The organism is Methylobacterium sp. WL64 (genome assembly GCF_008039945.1).
Classification (GTDB): domain Bacteria; phylum Pseudomonadota; class Alphaproteobacteria; order Rhizobiales; family Beijerinckiaceae; genus Methylobacterium.
The window spans coordinates 81,881-102,244 of sequence record NZ_VRVA01000014.1 but is presented as its reverse complement, the minus strand read 5'-3'; the positions used below and the strand labels follow the sequence as shown (position 1 = coordinate 102,244).

17 protein-coding genes and 1 pseudogene are annotated in these 20,364 nt (G+C 65.3%); 8 read left to right on the top strand and 10 right to left on the bottom strand.

Annotated elements, in window-relative coordinates; translation table 11 throughout:
• Nucleotides 1-684 (bottom strand): ISL3 family transposase (locus FV242_RS10115; protein WP_147938836.1); only part of this gene is annotated, 684 nt, incomplete at its 3' end.
• A 776-nt stretch (nt 685-1,460) separates the two neighbouring features.
• On the opposite strand from FV242_RS10115, the gene FV242_RS10110 reads away from it, so the two are divergent.
• The 8 genes from FV242_RS10110 (at nt 1,461) to FV242_RS10075 (ending at nt 9,332) form a co-directional block, all read left to right on the top strand.
• The gene (locus tag FV242_RS10110) at nt 1,461-2,255 is read left to right on the top strand and encodes an IclR family transcriptional regulator (RefSeq protein ID WP_147938830.1); all 795 of its coding nucleotides are present in this window, start codon (nt 1,461-1,463) and stop codon (nt 2,253-2,255) included.
• Nucleotides 2,256-2,258: 3 nt separating this feature from the next.
• Nucleotides 2,259-3,782, top strand: a complete 1,524-nt coding sequence (locus tag FV242_RS10105) for a class I adenylate-forming enzyme family protein (RefSeq protein ID WP_147938829.1) — start codon at nt 2,259-2,261, stop codon at nt 3,780-3,782.
• Nucleotides 3,779-4,552 (top strand): citryl-CoA lyase, encoded by a 774-nt coding sequence (locus FV242_RS10100; RefSeq protein ID WP_147938828.1) that lies wholly within the window; start codon nt 3,779-3,781, stop codon nt 4,550-4,552. The genes FV242_RS10105 and FV242_RS10100 overlap by 4 nt, the downstream gene beginning before the upstream one ends.
• A 2-nt stretch (nt 4,553-4,554) precedes the next feature.
• A complete protein-coding gene (locus FV242_RS10095; RefSeq protein ID WP_147938827.1) occupies nt 4,555-5,268 on the top strand; it encodes an SDR family NAD(P)-dependent oxidoreductase in 714 nt (237 codons plus the stop codon).
• Nucleotides 5,269-5,335: 67 nt separating this feature from the next.
• A complete protein-coding gene (locus tag FV242_RS10090) occupies nt 5,336-6,328 on the top strand; it encodes a tripartite tricarboxylate transporter substrate binding protein (RefSeq protein WP_187278388.1) in 993 nt (330 codons plus the stop codon).
• 95 nt (nt 6,329-6,423) lie between these two features.
• Nucleotides 6,424-7,263, top strand: a complete 840-nt coding sequence (locus tag FV242_RS10085; protein WP_147938826.1) for an SDR family NAD(P)-dependent oxidoreductase — start codon at nt 6,424-6,426, stop codon at nt 7,261-7,263.
• An 87-nt stretch (nt 7,264-7,350) separates the two neighbouring features.
• Nucleotides 7,351-7,773, top strand: a complete 423-nt coding sequence (locus FV242_RS10080) for a tripartite tricarboxylate transporter TctB family protein (RefSeq protein WP_147938825.1) — start codon at nt 7,351-7,353, stop codon at nt 7,771-7,773.
• On the top strand, nt 7,773-9,332 hold the full coding sequence (locus FV242_RS10075) for a tripartite tricarboxylate transporter permease (RefSeq protein WP_147938824.1): 1,560 nt from the start codon (nt 7,773-7,775) through the stop codon (nt 9,330-9,332). The genes FV242_RS10080 and FV242_RS10075 overlap by 1 nt, the downstream gene beginning before the upstream one ends.
• A gap of 34 nt (nt 9,333-9,366) precedes the next feature.
• On the opposite strand, the gene FV242_RS10070 is transcribed toward FV242_RS10075, so the two are convergent.
• The 9 genes and pseudogenes from FV242_RS10070 to FV242_RS10030 form a co-directional block, all read right to left on the bottom strand.
• On the bottom strand, nt 9,367-10,353 hold the full coding sequence (locus tag FV242_RS10070; protein WP_147938823.1) for a tripartite tricarboxylate transporter substrate binding protein: 987 nt from the start codon (nt 10,351-10,353) through the stop codon (nt 9,367-9,369).
• Between the two features lie 792 nt (nt 10,354-11,145).
• A complete protein-coding gene (locus FV242_RS10065) occupies nt 11,146-11,514 on the bottom strand; it encodes a cupin domain-containing protein (protein WP_147938822.1) in 369 nt (122 codons plus the stop codon).
• 241 nt (nt 11,515-11,755) lie between these two features.
• A complete protein-coding gene (locus FV242_RS10060) occupies nt 11,756-12,403 on the bottom strand; it encodes an RraA family protein (RefSeq protein ID WP_147938821.1) in 648 nt (215 codons plus the stop codon).
• 300 nt (nt 12,404-12,703) lie between these two features.
• Nucleotides 12,704-13,984, bottom strand: coding sequence for an MFS transporter (locus FV242_RS10055; RefSeq protein WP_246692660.1), 1,281 nt, complete (start codon nt 13,982-13,984; stop codon nt 12,704-12,706).
• A gap of 330 nt (nt 13,985-14,314) precedes the next feature.
• The gene (locus tag FV242_RS10050; RefSeq protein WP_147938819.1) at nt 14,315-15,238 is read right to left on the bottom strand and encodes a LysR family transcriptional regulator; all 924 of its coding nucleotides are present in this window, start codon (nt 15,236-15,238) and stop codon (nt 14,315-14,317) included.
• Nucleotides 15,239-15,508: 270 nt separating this feature from the next.
• Nucleotides 15,509-16,594 (bottom strand): annotated as a pseudogene (locus FV242_RS10045) (IS630 family transposase).
• 245 nt (nt 16,595-16,839) lie between these two features.
• Nucleotides 16,840-18,507, bottom strand: a complete 1,668-nt coding sequence (locus FV242_RS10040) for a thiamine pyrophosphate-binding protein (protein ID WP_147938834.1) — start codon at nt 18,505-18,507, stop codon at nt 16,840-16,842.
• Nucleotides 18,508-18,594: 87 nt separating this feature from the next.
• The gene (locus FV242_RS10035) at nt 18,595-19,032 is read right to left on the bottom strand and encodes a MaoC/PaaZ C-terminal domain-containing protein (RefSeq protein ID WP_147938818.1); all 438 of its coding nucleotides are present in this window, start codon (nt 19,030-19,032) and stop codon (nt 18,595-18,597) included.
• Between the two features lie 67 nt (nt 19,033-19,099).
• Nucleotides 19,100-20,305: a CaiB/BaiF CoA-transferase family protein gene (locus FV242_RS10030; RefSeq protein ID WP_147938817.1), complete on the bottom strand. Its 1,206-nt coding sequence runs from the start codon at nt 20,303-20,305 to the stop codon at nt 19,100-19,102.
• Nucleotides 20,306-20,364: the final 59 nt, after the last annotated feature.

Below are 20,364 nucleotides of genomic sequence, written 5' to 3'. Positions count from 1 at the left end.
GACGAGCAGGTGCCAGCGATCCGCGACCTGCGTCGCCGTCGGTGCTCCCGTGCGCGCGGCCTCGGCGTAGGGTCCCGAACGGTCACGGCTGACGACGGTCACGCTCGGATGGGCGGTGAGCCAGTCCCGCACCGGTGCCGACGAGCGGCCGGGCAACAGATCGATGACGCGCCGCCGCTCCAAGTCGCACACGATGGTGCCGTAGGACCGGCCGCGCCGCCACGCCCAATCGTCGACGCCGATGACCCGCGGCGGCGGAGACGGTACGGTCCCGCGACGACGGATCAGGCGCAGGACGGTGTCGCCGCTGACAGGCATGGCCAGCCGCCGCGACAACCTTGCGCCAGCCTCACCACCCAGCACCATGCCGATGTCGGTCTGCGCCTCGGCCAACCGGTCGCTGCGGCGCGCCTTGCGCGTACCCAACCCTGGCACGCGTTCGGCAAAGATCCGCCCCGGGCAATGGCCGCAGCGGAAGCGGCGAACCTGCACCCGCCACGTCACCGACCGGTCCTGCCAGGGCAGGTCGTCGAACGTCCGCCAATACCTGCTGTGCACCCGCACTGACGCCCGCCCGCAGACCCGACAGCAGGCTTGGGCTGCCGTGGTTCGGGCGGTGATCAGCAACCCGGAGGTGTCCAGCGTCAGACCATCGACGTGCAGGCCGTCCGGGACCAACGGCAACGACGGGTTCGAGATCGGCATCGCACTGCCCTCGGGCCACCACGTGAACCAACGCCCGAATCATCCCGCAGCACCGAAATTGCGGATGAACCCGAAGCATGACCCCGGCAAGATCGAAGCTAACGCTCTCATCGATCTACAAAAATTGACACAGAGGTGGGGTCACGATCGGCGCCGATCGTGACCCCACTTCCAAGCAAATTTCAGCTTAAATTTCAACGTATTGAGCTGTATTTGGGAGGGGCGAACCTTCGACGCTTATTTACAATCTGGGCGCTCTGACGCAGCAATCGCTGTGGATCGGCGTCGAAGCATGAGTCTCGCAAAAGCGCTCCCCACTTATTGATGTCGTAAGCAAATCTAAACTTTGGATGGGCTCACGATTGGCATCGATTGTAGCCCCATCTTCGAACTAATTGCATCCGACATTGCAACGAATTGAGCAGATTTTCGATAGGGGCCATGCTTCAGCACCGATCCTTATCTAGGAGAACGATGCGGCTCAGTTCAACGCCGTTGTTCGGCTCGACGCCGATGTATCGGGATACGGAACGCGTGTTCATTAGTACCCAGAAGACGCAGACGCTTACGAGCCTGGAGGCATCGATGCTGTCCCTTCAACAGGCCAGCGGCCAGCCTAGCAGCCGAGAACTGTCATCATCATAAACTTTCTCGCCTAGCGAGAAGAATTTTTCGGGATCCGAGATATTGGCCTGGACAGTCTTGGATTCGGGACTGCACACTGGAGCCAACGAACAAGATTTCCGGGAGGAAGGATGCTGCTGGAGACAGCCGCGCCCCGCGTGGAGGAACCGCGCTCGTCTCTGTCGAAGGCGCTAGCATTGCTGGTCGTCGTCGCCGAGCGCAGCCAGAAGGGCGTCAGTCTGAGCTCCGCCGCCACGCGCACCGGTCTTCACGTTGCGACCGCCCACCGCCTGCTTACGGCTCTCGTCGACGAGAACTTCCTGAACTTCGATCCTTATACGAAGCGGTACTTCCTCGGGCTGATGCCCTACGAGATCGTCAACCGGGCAGGTCCCGATCTGGAGTTTCTTCAGCTCCGCAAGACGCTTCGCCCCTTCCTCGACATCGCGCAGCAGTCAATCGGCGGCATCATCAATCTGTCGGTACCGTCCCAGGGGGAGTCCCTCTGCATCGCGGTCATCGAAGGACGCGCCCAGATCCTCGTCAGCACGCTGAAGGTGGGAGCCCGGCGCCCGCTCGGCGTCGGCGCGGCGAGCCTCGCCCTTCTGGCGGCGCATCCCGCCGGGGCTCGGGCGGCGATCATCGGACGCGAGGCCGAGAGGTACCTCAAGTACGGACGGCTGACGGCGGCGATCGCGACGGAGGCCTGCGAGCGTTTTCCGATCGACGGCTACGTCGTGAACGAGGCGCTGATCATCCCCGACATCGGTGCTCTGGCGATTCCGGTCTTCAAGGACGGCGCCCTGGTCTGCGCCGTTTCGGTCACCAACACGATCTCGTACCTGCACCCTGATGCCCGGGCCGGGCTCGCCGAGACCCTGCGCCGCGCCGTCGTGGATGCGGGCTTCCAAGCCGAGGCCGCCTGACCGATGTATCCGATCGACCTCTTCTTCCGTCAGGCGGCCCGGACCCCCGAGGCGATCGCCCTGGAGTTCGGCGACCACCGGGTCACCTACGCCGATCTCGTCGCGCGCGCCGGGGCGCTCGCGGCCGGCCTGCAGGCCCTCGACCAGGAGCCGCAGTCGCGCGTCGGCATCTGCTGCTTCAACCACGTCGAGCACGTGGTGGCGTGGCTCGCCGTGCTGGCCGCCGGAAAGGTCTGGGTCCCGCTCTACCCAAAGAACAAGTCGGCCGAGATCGGGTCGGGCATAACCTTCACCGAGGCTTCGATCGTAATCGCCGATGAGGCGGCGCGCTCCCTGGTCGAGGGTACCGGAGCCGCGATCCTGGTGGCGGACCCGAACGGGGGCGCGGGAACCACGGGCGGCCTCGCCCGGGCACATGCTGGAGCAGCGCCGTGCTTCCATGCGCTGCCGCTCCACGCGACGCAGGCGATCAAGTTCACCGGTGGGACCACGGGCAAGCCCAAGGGTGTGATGCAGCCCTACCGGGCATGGAACACCAACATCGCGACCCAGATCGCCGCCTGGGGCCTGAAGCCGGGCGAGCGGCTGCTGGCGGCGGCGCCGATCACCCACGGCACCTCGACCTACATCCTGCCGACGCTGGGCACCGGCGGGACGCTCGTCCTGCGCGACCAGCCGCGGCCGGAGGAGATCCTGCGCTGCTTCGCCGAGGAGCGCATCGCCACGACCTTCCTGCCGCCGACCGTGATCTACATGATGATGGAGCTGCCGGCGGCGCGGCGCGGCGCCTACCCGCATCTGCGCAACCTCGTCTACGGCTCGGCCGCGATGCGCCCCGACGCGATCGCGCAGGCGCAGTCCGTGTTCGGCCCCTGCATCGCTTCGACCTACGGCCAAACGGAGGCGCCACAGATCGCCACCATGATCTCGGCCGAAGAGCTCATGATCCCGGACAAGCGCGCCACCGTCGGCCGCGAGACCATGCTGACCCGGGTCGCGATTCTCGATCCCGAGGGCACCATCCTGCCGACCGGCGCCTACGGCGAGATCGCCATCCGCGGCGACCTGGTCATGACGGGTTACTGGAAGCAGCTGGACAAGACCGCTGAGACGATCCGCGACGGCTGGCTTCTGACCGGTGATCTCGGAAGCTTCGACGCGGACGGCTTCCTGTCGATCAAGGGTCGGGCGAAGGACCTGATCATCACGGGTGGCTTCAACGTCTACCCGGCCGACGTCGAGCCAGTGCTCGCCCAGCACGCCGCGGTCTCGGACTGCGCGGTCTTCGGCGTCCCCGACGACAAGTGGGGCGAAGCCGTCCATGGCGCAATCGAGCTGCGGGCCGGCATGGCGGCGGATCCCGAGGAGATTATCCGCTTCGTCAAGGACCGGCTGGGCTCGGTGAAGGCGCCGAAGTCGATCGCCTTCTACGAGGCTCTGCCGCGCAACAATTACGGGAAGCTGCAGAAGCAGGTCCTGGTCCAAGACCATGTCGAGCGCACCGCCCGGGAGAGGCAGCAGCCATGAGCAACGCCAAGACGCCGACCACCGCCTTGAGCCACCACACCAAGGACGCGATTTTCTATCGCGAGAAGAACCTCGTCACCGACATCCTGAAGCCCGGCGCCGCGCCCGACTTCGTCGCGGAGGCCGCCGCCCACATCCTTGGACGGGACGTCTCCGACGGCGAGCGGCGCGTCCTCAACGCCATCATGATCACCATGATGGAGCACGGCTTCACCCCGAGCGCCATCGCGACCCGCTCCATCTACATGAGCGCGCCGGAGAACATGCAAGGCGCGGTGGCCGCCGGCCTGCTGGCGGTCGGCAGCCAGTTCGTCGGCACGGTCGAGAACAACGCCCGGATCCTGAACCAGCTCGTCGCCCTGGAGGAGGAAGCGCAGCGTTCACTGGCGGAGCGCGTCGTGGACGACCACAAGGCCCGCAAGGTCCACATGCCGGGCTTCGGCCACCACCTGCACCGCCCAGAGGATCCGCGCGCGGTCCGCCTGCTGGAGATCGGGGCGGAGAACGGTCTCAAGGGCGGCCACGTCGCCGCCCTGCGCCTCCTGTCGACGGTGGTCGACCAGCGAGCGGGCCGACACATCACCATCAACGCCACGGGCGCCACCGCCGCCCTGCTGGGCGAGATGGGCGTGCCGGTCGAGCTGATGCGCGGTTTCTCGCTGATCGGCCGCACGGCCGGGCTCGTGGCCCATATCGCCGAGGAGCGGCAGCGCCCGAGCGGCCGGTTCATCTGGGATCTCGTCGACAAGTCGATCCCGTACGAGGCCTGACGATGCGCGATCATGCCCTCGTCACCGGCGGCAGCCGCAACATCGGCGGGGCGATCGCGCAGCGCCTCACCGCGGACGGATTCAAGGTCATCGTCCTCGACGTGGTGAAGCCGGAGCACGACGCCCTGGACGACTTCGTCGAGGTCGACCTGTCCGACGCGGCGGCGCTGCCCCGGACGCTCGCCGACGCCATCGCGGGGCGGACGGTGACCCGCCTCGTCAACAACGCCGGCATCGTCGCCCCCGCTTCCCTGGAGGACACCGATCCGGCGAGTCTCGACGCGGTCTCGGCCGTGAACCTGAAGGCGCCGATCCTCTGCGCGCAGGCGCTCCTTCCGGGCATGAAGGCGGCGGGCCGGGGCCGCATCGTCAACATCTCCAGCCGCGTCGCCCTCGGCAAGGAGCTGCGCACTGTCTACGCGGCGACGAAGGCCGGCCTGCACGGGATGACCAAGACCTGGGCGCTGGAACTCGGGAGGCACGGCATCACGGTGAATGCCGTCGGGCCCGGACCGATCCGGACGAGCCTGTTCGACGCGGTCAATCCGCCGAGCGACCCGCGCACCGATGCGATCATCCGTGCGGTGCCGGTGGCGCGCCTGGGCACCCCCGACGACGTCGCCGACGCCGTCAGCTTCTTCCTGTCCGATCGGGCGGGCTTCGTGACCGGACAGGTTCTCTACGTGTGCGGCGGGATGACGATCGGCTCCGCCTGATCGCCCGTCGCGACCGAAGCGACACAAGAAACGCGGACGAAGTCCGCGAGCCAACCGGGAGGACAACGTGGCATCTCTGACTCGGCGAGGCCTGGGTATCCTGACATTCGGAGCCGCATTGGCGGCCGGCGCCGCACAGGCGCAGCCGGCATGGCCCATCCGGACCGTGTCGATCATCGTCCCCTACTCCGCGGGCGGCGCCACCGACGTGTTGGCCCGCAAGGTCGCCGAAGGCCTCTCCGCCGCCCTCGGGAAGACGGTTGTGGTCGACAACCGGCCCGGGGCCGGCGGCACGCTCGGCACGGCCCTCGCCGCTAACGCGAAACCGGACGGTTACACCCTGTTCCTGGGTCAGGTGTCGTCCCACGGCATCGCGCCGAACCTCTACACGCAGCTGCGCTACGACCCGGTCAAAAGCTTCGTGCCCATCGTCTTCATCGAGACGATCCCCAACATCCTGGCCGTGAACAAGGACCTTCCGGTGAACTCGGTCGATGAGCTCATCGCCTACGCGAAGGCCCATCCCGACGCCCTGAACTTCGCCTCGTCGGGCACAGGCGCCTCGACGCACCTGTCGGGGGAGATGTTCAAGGCGTTGACCGGCATCAGCATGACCCACGTGCCGTTCCACGGCAGCGCCCAGGCGCTCGTCTCGGTCATGGGCGGCCAGACGCAGATGAGCTTCGACAACATGCCGTCGGTCTATCCCTACGTTACGGCGGGCAACCTGAAGGCGCTGGCGGTGACGACGTTGAAGCGGTCGCCCCAGGCCCCCGACGTCCCGACCATCGCCGAGGCGACCAAGAGCGCCGACCTGTCGCGCTACGACGTCAGCGCCTGGTTCGGGTTGTACGCCCCAACCAACACCCCGCGGCCAATCGTGGACCGCGTCAACGCGGCCGTGAACGCGATGCTGAAGGAGCCCGGCTTCGCGAAGTTCATCGTCGACAACGGAGGCGTCCCCGAGGGCGGGACGCCGGAGGATCTCGGCCGGTTCGGGGAGACCGAGCTGAAGAAGTGGAAGACCGTGATCGAGCAGGCCGGCGTGCCGAAGATGTAGCGCGGCGTAGGGGCGGTTCCGCCAGTCCACGGCGGGGTTTCGCCCGGACCCATGCCGCGCAGGACCGACGACCCCTCGGAGGAAGGGACAATGCGATGACGACTGCCGCGAAGGCGACGAGCCTCGATCGCGACCTCGAAGGACGCGTCGCCGTGGTTCTCGGCGCAGGTTCGATCGGCGCCGGCTGGGGCATCGGCAAGGCGATCAGCCTTCTCTACGCACGAGCCGGCGCGCATGTCGTCGCCGTCGACCGCGAGCCGTCCGCCGCGCAGGAGACCCGGGAGCTCATCCGGCAGGAAGGCGGCAGCGCCGAGGCCGTGGCCGTCGACGTCTCGGACGACGACGGACTCGTTGCATGCCTCGCGGCGGTAGGCGCGGCGCAAGGCGGGATCGACGTCCTCTACTTCAACGTCGGCATCGGGAAGGCCGGCCCGTCAACGGAGACCTCGGCAGCCGATTGGCGCCGGATCTCGGACGCGAACCTGACCGCGCTCCACTTGGCGGCCACAACCGTCATCCCGGGCATGCGCGCCCGCCGACGCGGCGTGATCCTCGCAACGTCCTCGATCGCGGGCATGCGCGACGTCGGCTATCCGCACCTCGCCTACGGCGCGACTAAGGCTGCGCTGATCCAATATCTGCGCCTGCTGGCCGTCGAGAACGCGCCCTACGGCATTCGGGCCAACACCATCGTCCCGGGTCTCATCGACACACCGCGCATCGAGAAGACTGTCGCAGGCTCCTACGCTGGTGGGCTCGAGCGCATGAAAGCTGTCCGGGCGTCACAGTGCCCCCTCGGCCGAATGGGCACCGCCTTCGACGTCGCGGAGGCCGCCCTGTTCCTGGCCTCGGACCGGGCGTCCTACGTGACCGGCACCGAGCTCTTGGTCGACGGAGGCCTCGCCGCGACAGCACGGGGTCCGGCCCCCGGCTGATCGGACCCCGCATCCGCCGGGCGGGCCCAGCACCCCTCCTGCGCGTCCCTGCGGCGCCAGCGCCGCCGTCAAGCCCGGAGCACCGACATGGCCAACCAGAATGCCGTCCGGGGGGCGGTCATCAGCGGCATCGCCCTTTGTTTCGGGCTGACGGCGCTCCGCTATCCGATCGGCAGCTTCGCCCATGCAGGCGCCGGTCTGTTCCCGCTGTTGGTCAGCACCCTGCTGCTGCTCATCGGCCTCGTCACACTGGTCAAGTCACGGTTCGAGCCCGCCAAGCCGTTCAGCTTCGCTTGGCGAAACATCGGCATCATCCTGCTCGGCCTCTTCGTCTTCGTGGTGGCCGCCAAGGTTGCCAGCATCGTCCTCGGCATCGTGCTCCTCGTCATGGTCTCGTCTCTGGCGGCCACGTCGTACTCGTGGAAGCGGGTGCTGGCCGTCTCGGTCGCCCTCATCGCCGTCGCGCTCGCGTTCCAGAAGGTGCTCGGCCTCAACCTGCAGGTGATCTGATGGATGTGATCACGAACCTCGCCTTCGGGTTCGAGCACGCGCTCACCTGGAGCAACCTGCTGTACTGCGCGATCGGCTGCGTCATCGGCACCATGATCGGGCTGCTGCCCGGGCTCGGCCCGCTCGCCACGATCAGCCTGCTGCTGCCGCTAACCTATTCGATCCCAGTCGACGGCGCGCTGATCATGCTGGCGGGGATCTATTACGGCGCCCAATACGGCGACAGCGTCAGCGCGATCACGATGAAGATCCCGCACGCGTCGAGCATCGTGGCCTGCATCGACGGCTACCAGATGACGCTGAAGGGGCGCACCGGCCTCGCGTTGTTCACCGCGGGGGTGTCGAGCTTCATCGGCGGCACAGTCGCCATCGTGGTCCTGGCCTTCCTAGCGCCGCTCCTCGGGCAGGTCGCCTTTCTGTTCGGACCGGCCGACTACTTCGCGCTCATGCTGCTCGGGTTCGTCTGTGTGAGCCTCGTGACGACCGGGAGCCTGCTGAACGGCCTCGCTATGTGCCTCCTCGGCGTGCTGCTCGGCCAGATCGGGACGGATTTGGAATCAGGCACGCTGCGCTTCACCCTCGGCCTGACGCCGCTCGTCGACGGCGTCAGCGTCGTGAGCGTCGCACTAGGCTGCTTCGGCATCGCCGAGATCTGCCGGAACCTCGACGCGCGCGAGGAGCGGTCGCCGTTCAACGGCAAGATCCGGCTGATGCCGAGCTGGCCGGAATTCAAGCGTATCATCCCGAGCGCGCTGCGTGGCAGCGTGGTGGGTTCGCTTCTCGGGATTCTGCCGGGGGGCGGTCCCACCATCGCGCAGTTCGCCGCCTACGCCATCGACAAGAAGGTCTCGAAGTACCGCCACGAGATCGGCTCCGGGTCGATCGAGGGCGTCGCCGGCCAAGCGGCAGCCGACGAGGCGGCCGCCCGCACGAGCTTCATCCCGCTCATGAGCATCGGCATCCCTGAGAACGCCGTCATGGCGCTGATGATGTCTGCTTTCATCATCAAGGGTATCCAGCCCGGCCCCAACATGATCGCCAAGCACCCGGACCTGTTCTGGGGTCTCGTCGCCAGCATGTGGATCGGGAACTGCTTCCTGCTGGTCCTGAACGTGCCCCTGGTCCGGTTCTGGCTGTCGATCTTCAAGATTCCCTACAGCGTCCTGTTCCCGTCGATCCTGTTCTTCTGCTGTGTCGGGACCTACAGCGTGAACAACAACCTCGACGACGTGTTCATCACCGCGGCCTTTGGCTTGCTCGGCTACATACTGATGCGCCTGAGCCTCGACCCGGCCCCGCTCATGCTAGGCTTCATCCTCGGTCCAATGCTGGAGGAGAACTTCCGCCGCGCCATGCTGCTCGGCCGGGGCAGCTTCAAGGTCTTTGTCACGCAGCCGATCAGCGCGACGCTGCTTGGCGCTATAGCCATATTGATCCTCGTCCAGATCGCCTCCGCGGTCGTGCGGATGCGCTCGGGTGGCTTCTCGCCCGCCGGTCAGGACGGAAGCGCGGACCGGGATGCATCGCCCGCCGAGATGATCAAGACGTCCGGAGGGTAGGCTGCCTTGATGGTATGCCTCGGAGGGCGCCCTGTCAGTCTACCGTGGCGCCAGAAAACTCGACGACCTTGCGCCACTTCTTGATCTCCCCGGCGATCAACGCGCCGAACGCCTCCGGCGATACACGCAATGGCGTCCCGCCTAGATCGGTGAGTTTCTTCTCCATGACCGGATCGGCCAGGATGTCATTAACTTCCTTGTTGAGGCGAGCGATCAGATCCGGCGGGGTTTTGTGCGGAGCACCGATCCCGAACCACGCGCTTGCCTCGTAACCCGGCACCGTTTCGGACACAGTCGGCACATCGGGCAGAGCCGGCGAGCGTTCGGCCGTCGTCACGGCGAGGGCGCGCAGGGTGCCCCCGCGTACGTGGCCGATCGAAGACGGCAGGTTGTCGAATATGACGTCGGCGTGGCCCGCGATGATATCGATGATCGCCGGGCCCGCCCCGCGGTAGGGCACATGTACCATCGGGACGCCGGTCATCGCTTTGAACAGCTCACCGGACATGTGTAGCGACGTGCCGATGCCGCTCGAGGCCATGTTCACCTTGTCTGGGTTAGCTTTGCAGTAATCGGTGAACTCTTTCACGGTCTTGATAGGTAGTTTTGGGCTGATCTCCATAATATTAGGCGATAGCATGATTCCCGCCACTGGGGCAATGTCGCGCTGGAAGTTGAAGCTCAGCTTTTTGTACAGACTGTCGTTGATACCGTTGGCCGGATTGACAAGCAGGATCGTATGGCCGTCCGGCTCGGCCCGGACGACCACGTCGGTGCCGATATTGTTGCCTGCCCCTGGGCGGTTCTCAACAAGAACCTGCTGGCCAAGGCGCCGACCCAGCGGTTCGGCGATGAGCCGACCGAGCACGTCGGTCGCGCCCCCCGGGGCATAGCCGACGACGAACCGAATTGGGCGCGTGGGGTAAGTCTGCGCGAGGGCGGATCGACCTGTCAGCGCGTTGGCCACACCGACTCCAAAGCCGGACGCCAACAATGATCTGCGCGACCATTTGGAATGCATGCCCGCCGCCTCCGTGAAGCCCCTTCTTGGATGGAGCCTGTCGATTCGTAGGATACGCGAGAATGCGGGGGCATCAATCTGAGTGTGTCGGGCGGCACGTGTGCCATCTGACAGTTTATCTCAATCCTGATCTAAGTGAATGCTAAATCCTTCAGATCGCCGCCGATGGCAGCCCCTCGACCTTACGATCTGTGGCCGCAACGAGGGCCTGGGCGAGCGCTGTCGATGAACACGCATCTGCAATCAAGATAGCTGCATTCTGGAACTACTAAATCCACACGTTGGAAAGCGTGACACTAGACAGCGATCATCCAAAGACAGATGAAAATTTTCACGGTCCGATGTCTGCTTTCCGGAAGCCTGAAACATTTCTTGAATGCCCGGGATGGGCGCAAAGCCGAACGGCCGGTTTTGCGCCTATCGGCGATCCGACATGGCGTATTTTGGCCGTTAGGAGCCCCACGAAAACAGCTTATATTTTATCGAGAAAATATGTCGGGCTTCCAAACGCTGGTAAAACGTTCGGTCAGGCGTGCATGTCTTCTTCAAACCAGGGTTTGCCAGAAACCGGACGGGTAGCTTTCGGCCAACTCCGGTCGGCCGCTTTGCGCCCATCACCGCCATACAGCCGTCGCCGACCGCACCCCGGAAGCGGACGCTGCGTTACCAGGGATTTCAGATCTGGAACGCGCTATGAGTATCAGCTTGCACGGCGCCCGCTAGCAGACATTCAGTTGCAGCACGCTAATCGCATAGTTCCGGTCAGCCTCTGACGTTCGGCGTGTCGGCTTTTTAGCCCTCAAAACCCTTGCCAGACTTCCTGTACTCAGGCCGCGGTGGCGCGAAGATGTCGAGGACCCGTGCACCCTCCGGCCCCGCCCTCATCGTGTGCGGAACGCCGCCCGGCGTTCGCCAGAAGTCACCCTTTTTCACGGTGATCTCCTCATCACCTTGGACGCGGACCGCCGTGCCTTCGAGTAGAACACCCCACTGCTCCTCCGGGTGATGGTGCATCGTGCCAACACAGTTTGGTTCGAGTGATACGATCGACAGCATCGCCTGATCACCCGCGAAGATGCGGGTGGTCAGACCAGGCGCAAGTTCACGGAGCAGCCCGTCCGTTGGGTTGTCGAGGTTATGGAATTCGTCGGATTGGCGCATGAACGTTGCCTTTCAGTGAAAGTCACGCAGAGATAGCGCGAGTGAAAGCTTGAAGATGGCTGTTTGGCCAAGTGCAGATGACGCGTTCCGCCTCCGATCGACGTAACATTGGGGTTACTGGTTCCAGAAAGAGACACGCCCCGGTCGATTGGCTCAGACTACCCGCTCAGGCTGCAGGTCTTCACTGGCACCTTTTCGTCAGTTTTGCCGCATTCGGACTTTCCACAATCCGGCGTGAACTTCAGGCCGCAGTCACCTTGCCATAGCGGCCGTCGTAGCGGCCCTCGCGGATCATCTGCAGGACGTCAGCTTCGCGCTGCTCCTGGGCCCGCACCGCCTTGATGAGGCTCAATGCGATGGCCGGCGAGAAGGTCACCAGGCCATCCTCATCGCCCACCACCACATCGCCTGGATTGACCGTCCAGCCACCGATCGAGACCGGGATGTTGATCGCACCAGGACCTGTCTTGTAAGGGCCTCGATGGATTGCGGCCCGCGCGTAGCAAGGAAAGTCCGACGTTGCGAAGGCGCCAGCGTCGCGGACGGCCCCGTCGATGACGAAGCCTGCCGCACCACGGCTCTCGGCGATGGCCTTCATGATGTCGCCGACGAGGGCTCGGCTGATATCGCCGCCACCGTCGACCACGACCACGTCGCCGGGGCGGACCAAGTTCAGAGCCTGATGGATTGCTAAATTGTCGCCCGCCCGAACCCGCACCGTGAGTGCAGTGCCGACGAGCTTGCCGCCGCGATGGAAGGGTCGCAGTCCGATTATGCCGGGCAGTCGATCGAGGTTGTCGCTGATTGATGGCGTCGTGGCAGCCCGGAACGCCTCGATTATCGCCGGATCTACCGCAGGTGGTATCGGGTTGTGATCGATATTGGACATATCTAAGTTTCCCTTCAGCTTCTTCAGCCGATCACGCGAGGCTTGGCCGCCTTACGTTATCTCGGAGCCGGATCTCTTCGGATGCGCCTAAGCTGTCACGGGGAATCGATACCAACGAAAACCCGGATACCTGACGCAGCATGGTTGCATCGTCCGGCGATGGTGCTGGGGCAAGCACGTACCCGACAGGACCGGCCATCAGCTCCGATGCACATGCCCTGGCAGCGTCTGAGGATCGGGCTCCGGAACGTTCGACCCTTCGTGCATGGCCTTGTCTGCGCACTTGTCACGGCGTCCACGTCAGACGGCCACGGTCGTCGCGGCTGGCGCAGAACGAGCCAGGCGGTCGTTGAGGAGCGCCGCGATCAATGCGGCGATGAACGCTGCGCCCGCCATGGCAGCAAGTGCTACCGAGAAGCTTCCGGCCCAGTCGCGGATGACGCCAGTCATCCAAGGTCCGATCAGGCCACCAAGCTGAGCCAGCGTGTTGATGAGGGCGATGCCCGCGGCCCGCGCTCCGCCCGAGAGGAAGTCGCCGGTGAGGCTCCAGAAGATGCCGAGGCCACCCCAGATGCCTACAGCGGCGAAGCACAGACATACGAAGCTGATCGTGTTGTTCGGCGCGTAGGCACTGCCAAGGAGGGCAACGCCCCCCAAGGTCAGCGAGGCGGCGAGATGCCATTTCCGCTCCCGTGTGCGGTCAGAGTGGCGTGCCCAGAGCAGCATCGCGACGCCGCCACACAGGAACGGAAGGGCCGAAATCAGGCCGACCTCGACATCGGACAAGCCTCCGAACCCTTTGATGATCTGCGGAAGCCATAGCAATACGCCGTAGAGTGCCGTCAGAAAGCAGGTGAACAGGGCGGCAAGCGCCCAGACCCGTCCCAGTCGCACGACCTGCCAGAATGCAAGGTCGCCGTGGGTTGCCGGGCCACGTTGCTCATCGCGCAAGCGCCGTGTCAGCCACGCCTTCTCGTCGGCCGGCAGCCATACCGCCGCCTCCGGTCGCTCCGTGAGCCAAAATAGGACAACGATCCCCAGCAGCACGGCCGGAACAGCCTCAAATAGGAACATCCATTGCCAACTGCGCAGGCCGAGGGCCTCAGGCATGTAGGTCAGGATCGCACCCGATAGCGGTGACCCAACCACCGAGGCCAGCGCCGTGGCCGCGACCACGCCCGAATTGGCTTTCGACCGGTGCTCGATCGGGAACCATTGCGTGAGGTAGTATACCACGCCGGGCAGGAAGCCGCCCTCCGCGACGCCCAGAAGGAAGCGGAGAACGTAGAAGCTCGTCTCGCCCTGAACGAAGGCCATGCACCCCGAGACCAGTCCCCAGCTGACGAGGATACGAGCGATCCAGACCGGCGCGCCGACCTTGTGCAGGATGAGGTTCGAGGGCACCTCGAATAGGGCATACCCGACGAAGAAGATGCTGGCACCGAACCCGAAGGCGCTGGCGCTGAGACCGAGGTCGGCGTTCATGCGCAAGGCCGCGAAACCAATATTGACCCTGTCGAGGTAGTTGACGATCAGGAGCAGAAACAGGAATGGGATCAGACGCCAGTAGACGCGGCGCATCGTACGGGTCTCAATGTCGTCGCTCATGCGTCCCTCCCAGAACGGTTTCTATTTTCTTGTTCGGACCCGTGGCGTTCGGGCCGGGCGATACGATACAGGGCGGCTGTAGTTGATCGCGCTGTGGTCTTCGTCCGGATCAGAGGTGGAGCCCGGTGGCAAAATCGGCGATCCGCGCGTCGCTCGCCTACCCGGCACCTGCAGCATTGACATCCTTGTGGTGCCTGCTTCTGACCACCGTTTTCTCAGAGTCCATCGATGCGGTCCAAGACCAATTTTGATTGTTACTATAAGGCTTACCTTATACTGAAGCTTGGGCGTCTGCGATCGAAGTCATATCGAACTAGGCCGAGCATTGCTGCCTTTGGTCGACCGCATCAGATTAAGCATGGCTTCGAGCGGCAGGTCTCGTGGTCCTGGTCGATAGAGTGCGACCAGAAGAGTTTCGAAGGCTGAGCGCTCGCCTTCCAGGCGTTTGAAGGTCAGGTCGGAGCGGATGTGTCGCGCCACGCCGGCGGTGACGAGTGTCAAACCGAGGCCTGCCGCGACGAGGCCGAGCGCCGTCTGAATTTCGAATGCCTCCTGCGCCACCACCGGGGTGAAGCCTGCCTCGCGACAGAGGGCTAAAATGCGCGATGGAAAGCGCGCGACCGGGTTCTTCGGGAATAAGATGAACGGCTCCTCGGCGAGTTCCGCTAAGATTAGGCTTCGTCGTGAGGCGAAGGGGTGCCGACGCGGCAGTGCTACGACCAGATCCTCACGCAGCAGAGCCTCCTGCAGCAAACCCGGTGTCTCACCTGGATCACGGGACAATCCGAGATGGATCGTCCCCGCACGCAGCGCGTCCGGCTGATCCTCCGTCAGGATCTCGTGCAAGCGAAGTTCCACATCCGGGTGGTTCAGACTGAACTCGCGCACGACGGGCGGCAGAAATTCGTACATGGCGGAGCGCGTGAACCCTATGCCGAGCCAACCCCGTTTGCCCTGTCCGATCTGGCGCACCTCTGCGACCACAGCCTCGAAGCGGTCGACCAAGCTGGCCGCCTCCGCGTGCAGGTATCGGCCGGCGTCCGTGAGCCGCAATGGCCGCGTGTTTCGCTCGAAAAGCGGCGTACCGATCCGGGTTTCGATCAGCTGGATTTGTTGACTCAAAGCTGGTTGCGCGATGCCCATCAACTCTGCCGCGCGGCTGACATTGCCTTCACGTGCCAGGATCAGGAACGCTTCCAAGTGACGAAAGGCGATCCGCTTTGGCATCCTGGTCAAACCGTCATCTGGCACCAGCCGTCCGGCGGCTCCCCGCAGGTTAGTAGGATACCTCGTAGCGGTCGTCCTCGCCCCTGGTCGACGTCAGCCATCAAAACGTACACTTCGACAGCCGAACCGTTGGGGAGCGGAAGATCGACCTCCTGCCAAGTTTGGTCGGCCGCTTCGCGCCCAGCCTGGTCGTTCAAAGCGTGAAACCGTCATCCTGTAAGCGGACACGCCTAAAACGCCGTCGGCCCGTCGTATAATACCAACGGCGGCTTACGCTGACACGTTTGTCCAAGTGCGCGATGTTATGGATGTGATGACGTCTGGCGCGGCGATCAGCTAGTTGCAGGCCTCGCAGCAGGCATCGACGATGTCGTTGTAGGTGTCGTAGAGCCGGTGAGCGAGCTTGTTGCCGCGCAAGTATTGCCAAATGTTCTCGACCGGATTGAGTTCGGGCGCATAGGGCGGCAGCATCAGGAGCGAGATGTTGCCGGGCACGACGAGATTGGTGCTCTTGTGCCAGCCAGCACCGTCCAGCACCAGGACGGCATGAGCCCCCGGCGTCACGGTGCAGTCGATCTCGGCCAAGTGGGCGTTCAGGCTCCCGGCGTTGGCGCGCGGCATCACCAGCCCCGCCCCCACGCCACGCGCCGGGCAGACGGCCCCGTCCTTCGACAAGCTCAGGATGAGGCAGGTAGGCCGACACATAACGCGTGTCCTGCACGGCGCGCGGGCGCGTCCCCTGGCGCGCCCAGACGTAGGCCAGCGTGCCCTTCTGGCCGATGCGGGCCTCGTCCTGGAACCAGACCTCGACCGGCTTGCCGCGGGCTTCCTCGGTGATCAGCTGCGCGGCCTGCGCGGCGAAGCTTTTTTAAAAGCCTCCTGGGCGGCCTCATCGCAGTTGGGGTGACGCGGCCGCACCGAGACGTGGCGGAAGCCACGGGCGCGCAGAAGGTCCCCCACCGTGCGCTCGGCCATCACCACGCCAAAGCGGGCCTCGATCACCCGCTTCAGATCGCCCCGGCGCCAGCGCACCACCCCGTCCACCGCCACGTCCGGACCTGCCTCCACGATCCGATCGAACGCCGCCCGCTGCGCCGCGCTCAACAGGCCGGGACGCGCCGGGGGCGGCCGATCCAGCAGCCCCGCGATCCCGTCCGCATTGTAGCGGTGGACCCAGTCGCGCAGCGTCTGCCGCTGCATCCCCGCGCTCTCGGCCGCGACCGTGCGCGTGCAACCGTCCAGAGCCAGGGCAATCGCCAGACAGCGGCGGGCCTGGGCGACATCCCGGCTCGACCGCGCCGCGCGCCGAAGATCCGCGGCCGTCAGATCCGTCCGCGTGATCCCAAGGGTCATCAACCGCCTCCCGCCCGTCAGCAGGACGCATGGAATCACCCCAAACCCACCGCGTCACCAAAAACGAGTCCGACGACGACGCCGTTGGTATAAGGCGCACTTACGAAGTCAGAAGCCATAGGTCGGCGTCACCTGCTCTCTGAAGCACAGCTTACGAGATCAAGGGTGTCGAAGGCAGGCCCTTATAACGCCGCCTCCGACTCTACCATCACCGGTGCGGAGCGAGAGGGAGAGTTGATGCTAAGAAACTAGCCCCGTGCCCGCGCAAGGGCGTCGTCTCGGATGGCGTCCAGCGTGCGGGTGGGCGTGAGCGCCTGCGGATCGACCAAGCAGTGCAGCATCGCCGGCAGGCCCGATGCCAGCGCCCGCTCGAAGGCGGAGGAGAACTCTTCGGTCCGATCGACCCGCTCGCCATGGCCGCCGAAGGCGCGCGCCAGCGCCGCGAAATCCGGGTTGCGTAGGGACGTGGCCGAGACCCGGCCCGGATACTCGCGCTCTTGGTGCATGCGGATCGTGCCGTACATGCGATTGTCGAGCACGACCACGACGATGGCGATCCCGTACTGAACCGCGGTGGCGAACTCCTGCACGCACATCATCACGTCGCCGTCCCCCGCCAGCGCGACGACGATCCGGTCCGGTTGCGCGCGCTTGGCCAGCACCGCGGCGGGCAGGCCGTAGCCCATCGAGCCCGAGGTCGGGGCGAGCTGCGTGCCGAAGCCGCGGAAGCGGTAGTAACGGTGCACCCACGTGGCGAAGTTGCCCGCCCCGTTGCAGATCACCGCGTTCGCCGGCAGCCGCTCGCGCAGCCAGACCATCGCATCGCCGTACTGGAACGCGCCCGGCAGCACGGCCGGCCTCTCGGACCACGCGCGGTAGGAGGCGTGCGCCTCGGCCGCGCGCGCCGTCCCGGTGGGGGCCGCGGTCTCCAGCACGTCGAGGGCGGCGCAGAACGGTCCTGGCGCGGAGTGGATCGCCAGCGCCGGCTGGTAGACCCGGCCCAACTCGTCCGCATCGGGGTGGACGTGCACCAGCGGCACGCCGGGCTCCGGGATGCCGAGCAGCCCGTAGGATTGCGACGGCATCTCGGACAGCCGCCCGCCGATCAGGATGAGCAGGTCCGAGCCGCGCACGCGCTCCAGCAAAGCCGGGTTCGGGCCGATGCCGAGCTCGCCCGCGTAGTTCGGGTGGTCGGAGGAGAACAGCCCAGCCCGCCGGAACGAGTTCGCCACCGGTAGGTCGAAGCGGCGGGCGACCGCGGCGAGCCGGTCGCGGTCGGCCTCGCGCCAGCGCGAGCCGCCCACCAGCACCACGGGTGATTCCGCGCGGGCCAGCCTCGCGGCGAGGCGCTCCATGTCGGCCGGCGGGGGGGCGGGCTCGCTCGGCTCGATCCGGGGCGCGTCGGCCACCGTCACGACGTCGTCCAGCATGTCCTCGGGCAGCGCGACGACCACCGGGCCAGGCCGGCCCTGCATCGCGACGCGGAAGGCGCGGGCTACGATCTCGGGGATGCGTGCGGCGTCGTCGATCTCGACCACCCACTTGGCGAGGTCGCCGAAGGTCTGGCGGTAGTCGACCTCCTGGAAGGCCTCGCGCCCGCGCATGCGGCGGGCGATCTGCCCGACGAACAGGATCATTGGCGTCGAGTCCTGCCGCGCGATGTGCACGCCCGCCGAAGCGTTGGTGGCGCCGGGCCCGCGGGTGACGAAGCAGATGCCCGGCCGCCCGGTGAGCTTGCCGGCAGCCTCCGCCATGATCGCGGCCCCGCCCTCCTGGCGGCAGACGAGGACGTCGACGGTCGCGTCGTGCAGGGCGTCTAGGACGGCGAGGTAGCTCTCCCCCGGCACGCAGGTCAGCCGGTCGACGCCCTGGATGAGCAACTGGTCGACCAGGACCCGGGCACCCGTGCGGGTCATGCCATAATTAGTCATGAAGGTATCCACTTCTAACCATTATTAAAGTTTTATTCTTTACGTCTTCGATATTTACTATCTTAAAACACATCAGTCTACATAAACACGTATGTTCGTGGCAGATGCGACGGTCTCGCCTCGTTGATTGAGGCACACGACCTCGGCCATGATGCGCCGCCGCGCTGGATCGATTGAAGAGATGGTGTAGCGCGTCTTAATCGTATCGCCGAAGCGTACAGGGCCGACGAACCGGATACGATCGTATCCGAGCGAGACGGTCCGACCGATCCGCACCTTGGCGGACGCGGCCGACATGAAACCCATCAGCAGGGTCCCGTGCGCGATGCGCTCTCCGTACCGGCCAGCCTTCATGTACTCGTGATCGATATGGTTCGGCGAAAAATCGCCGGTGATGCCCGCGTAGGCATACACATCGGACTCGGACACCGTCTTGGTGAAGACGACGCTGGCGCCGATCTCCACGTCCTCAATGCGACCGCTCGTCGACTGAAAGTATTCCTGTTCCATCGCAGCACTTTCCCCCGTATTTCATCGCGCCGAGATTTCGGATTCCGGCTTCGTACTGGACTCGGGGCTACACGATCTGTGCGGAACGGAGTGCCTCGATCCGCTCGGAGGGATAGCCGAGCCACTCACTCAGGATCTCCGTGGTGTGCTCGCCGAGCTGCGGCGGCGCGGTCCAGCCGGCGGTGATGTCGAACTGCGAGTAGCGGGCGGCAGGGCCCAGCGTCGGCACGGTCCCGTAGCTCGGGTGATCGAGCTCGATTCGCAGACCGCGGTGCTTGACCTGCGCAAGATCGAAGACTTCGCGCATGTTGTTGACCCGCGCGCAGGGCACGCGGGCACGCTCGAGAGAAGCGATGATGTCGATGGTCGTGAACTTGAGCACCTCGGCGTCGAGGATCGCGTACAGTTCATCCCGGTTCGTGACGCGCACGGCCATCGTGCTGTACCGGGGGTCGGTGACGAGATCGTCTCGACTCAGGATCGCGCAGAACGCGGCATAGAACTTCTGGAAGCCCGCACCGATGACCGCCCAGCCGTCAGCCGTTCGGAACGCCTTGTACGGGACCTGTTGGGCGTGCTCTGAACCCCACTTGAGTGGCTCCGTCCCGGTGATCAGGTATTCCAGCGCCGCGTTGGCGAGGAACGCCACCTCGCTCTCGAGCAGGCTGGTGGTGACGTGCTGGCCGCGCCCGGTGGTCGCGCGCTGCAGCAGGGCGGCGATGATCGCAGTCTGGCAGTTCATCCCGGCCAACATGTCGAAAGCCGATGTGCCGAGCTTGATCGGCGCACCGGTGCTCTCGCCCGTTATGCTCATGTATCCGCCGAGCGCCTGGATTGTCAGATCGAACGCACCCTGCTCCGCGTCGGGGCCGTCGGGGCCGAAGCCCGAGATCGAGGCATAGACGAGGCGTGGGGCCTGCGCGCTGAGACTGGCGTAGTCGAGGCCGAGGCGTGTCATCACGCTCGGACGGAAGTTCTCGAGCACGACGTCGGCTTTGAGGCAGAGGTCGCGGGCGACCGCGCGGCCGGACTCCGCCTGCAGATCGAGCGTGATCGACCGCTTGTTCCTGTTCGTCGCGTACCACGTGATGCCGTTGTCCGCGAAGAAGGGTGGCCCCTGGGTGCGCAGTGGATCACCGGTCACCGGCAACTCCACCTTGACGACGTCCGCGCCCAGATCGCCGAGGAGTTGCGCGCAGTACGGTCCCGCGAAGAAGCGCGTGAAATCGACGATCCTGATGCCGCTGAGGGGCTTGGTGCTGGGCTGCGTCATGATCGATCCGTATCCGTGCGGCCGTCCGTCGTAGCGGGATCGGCAGGTGGTCCGTAGGC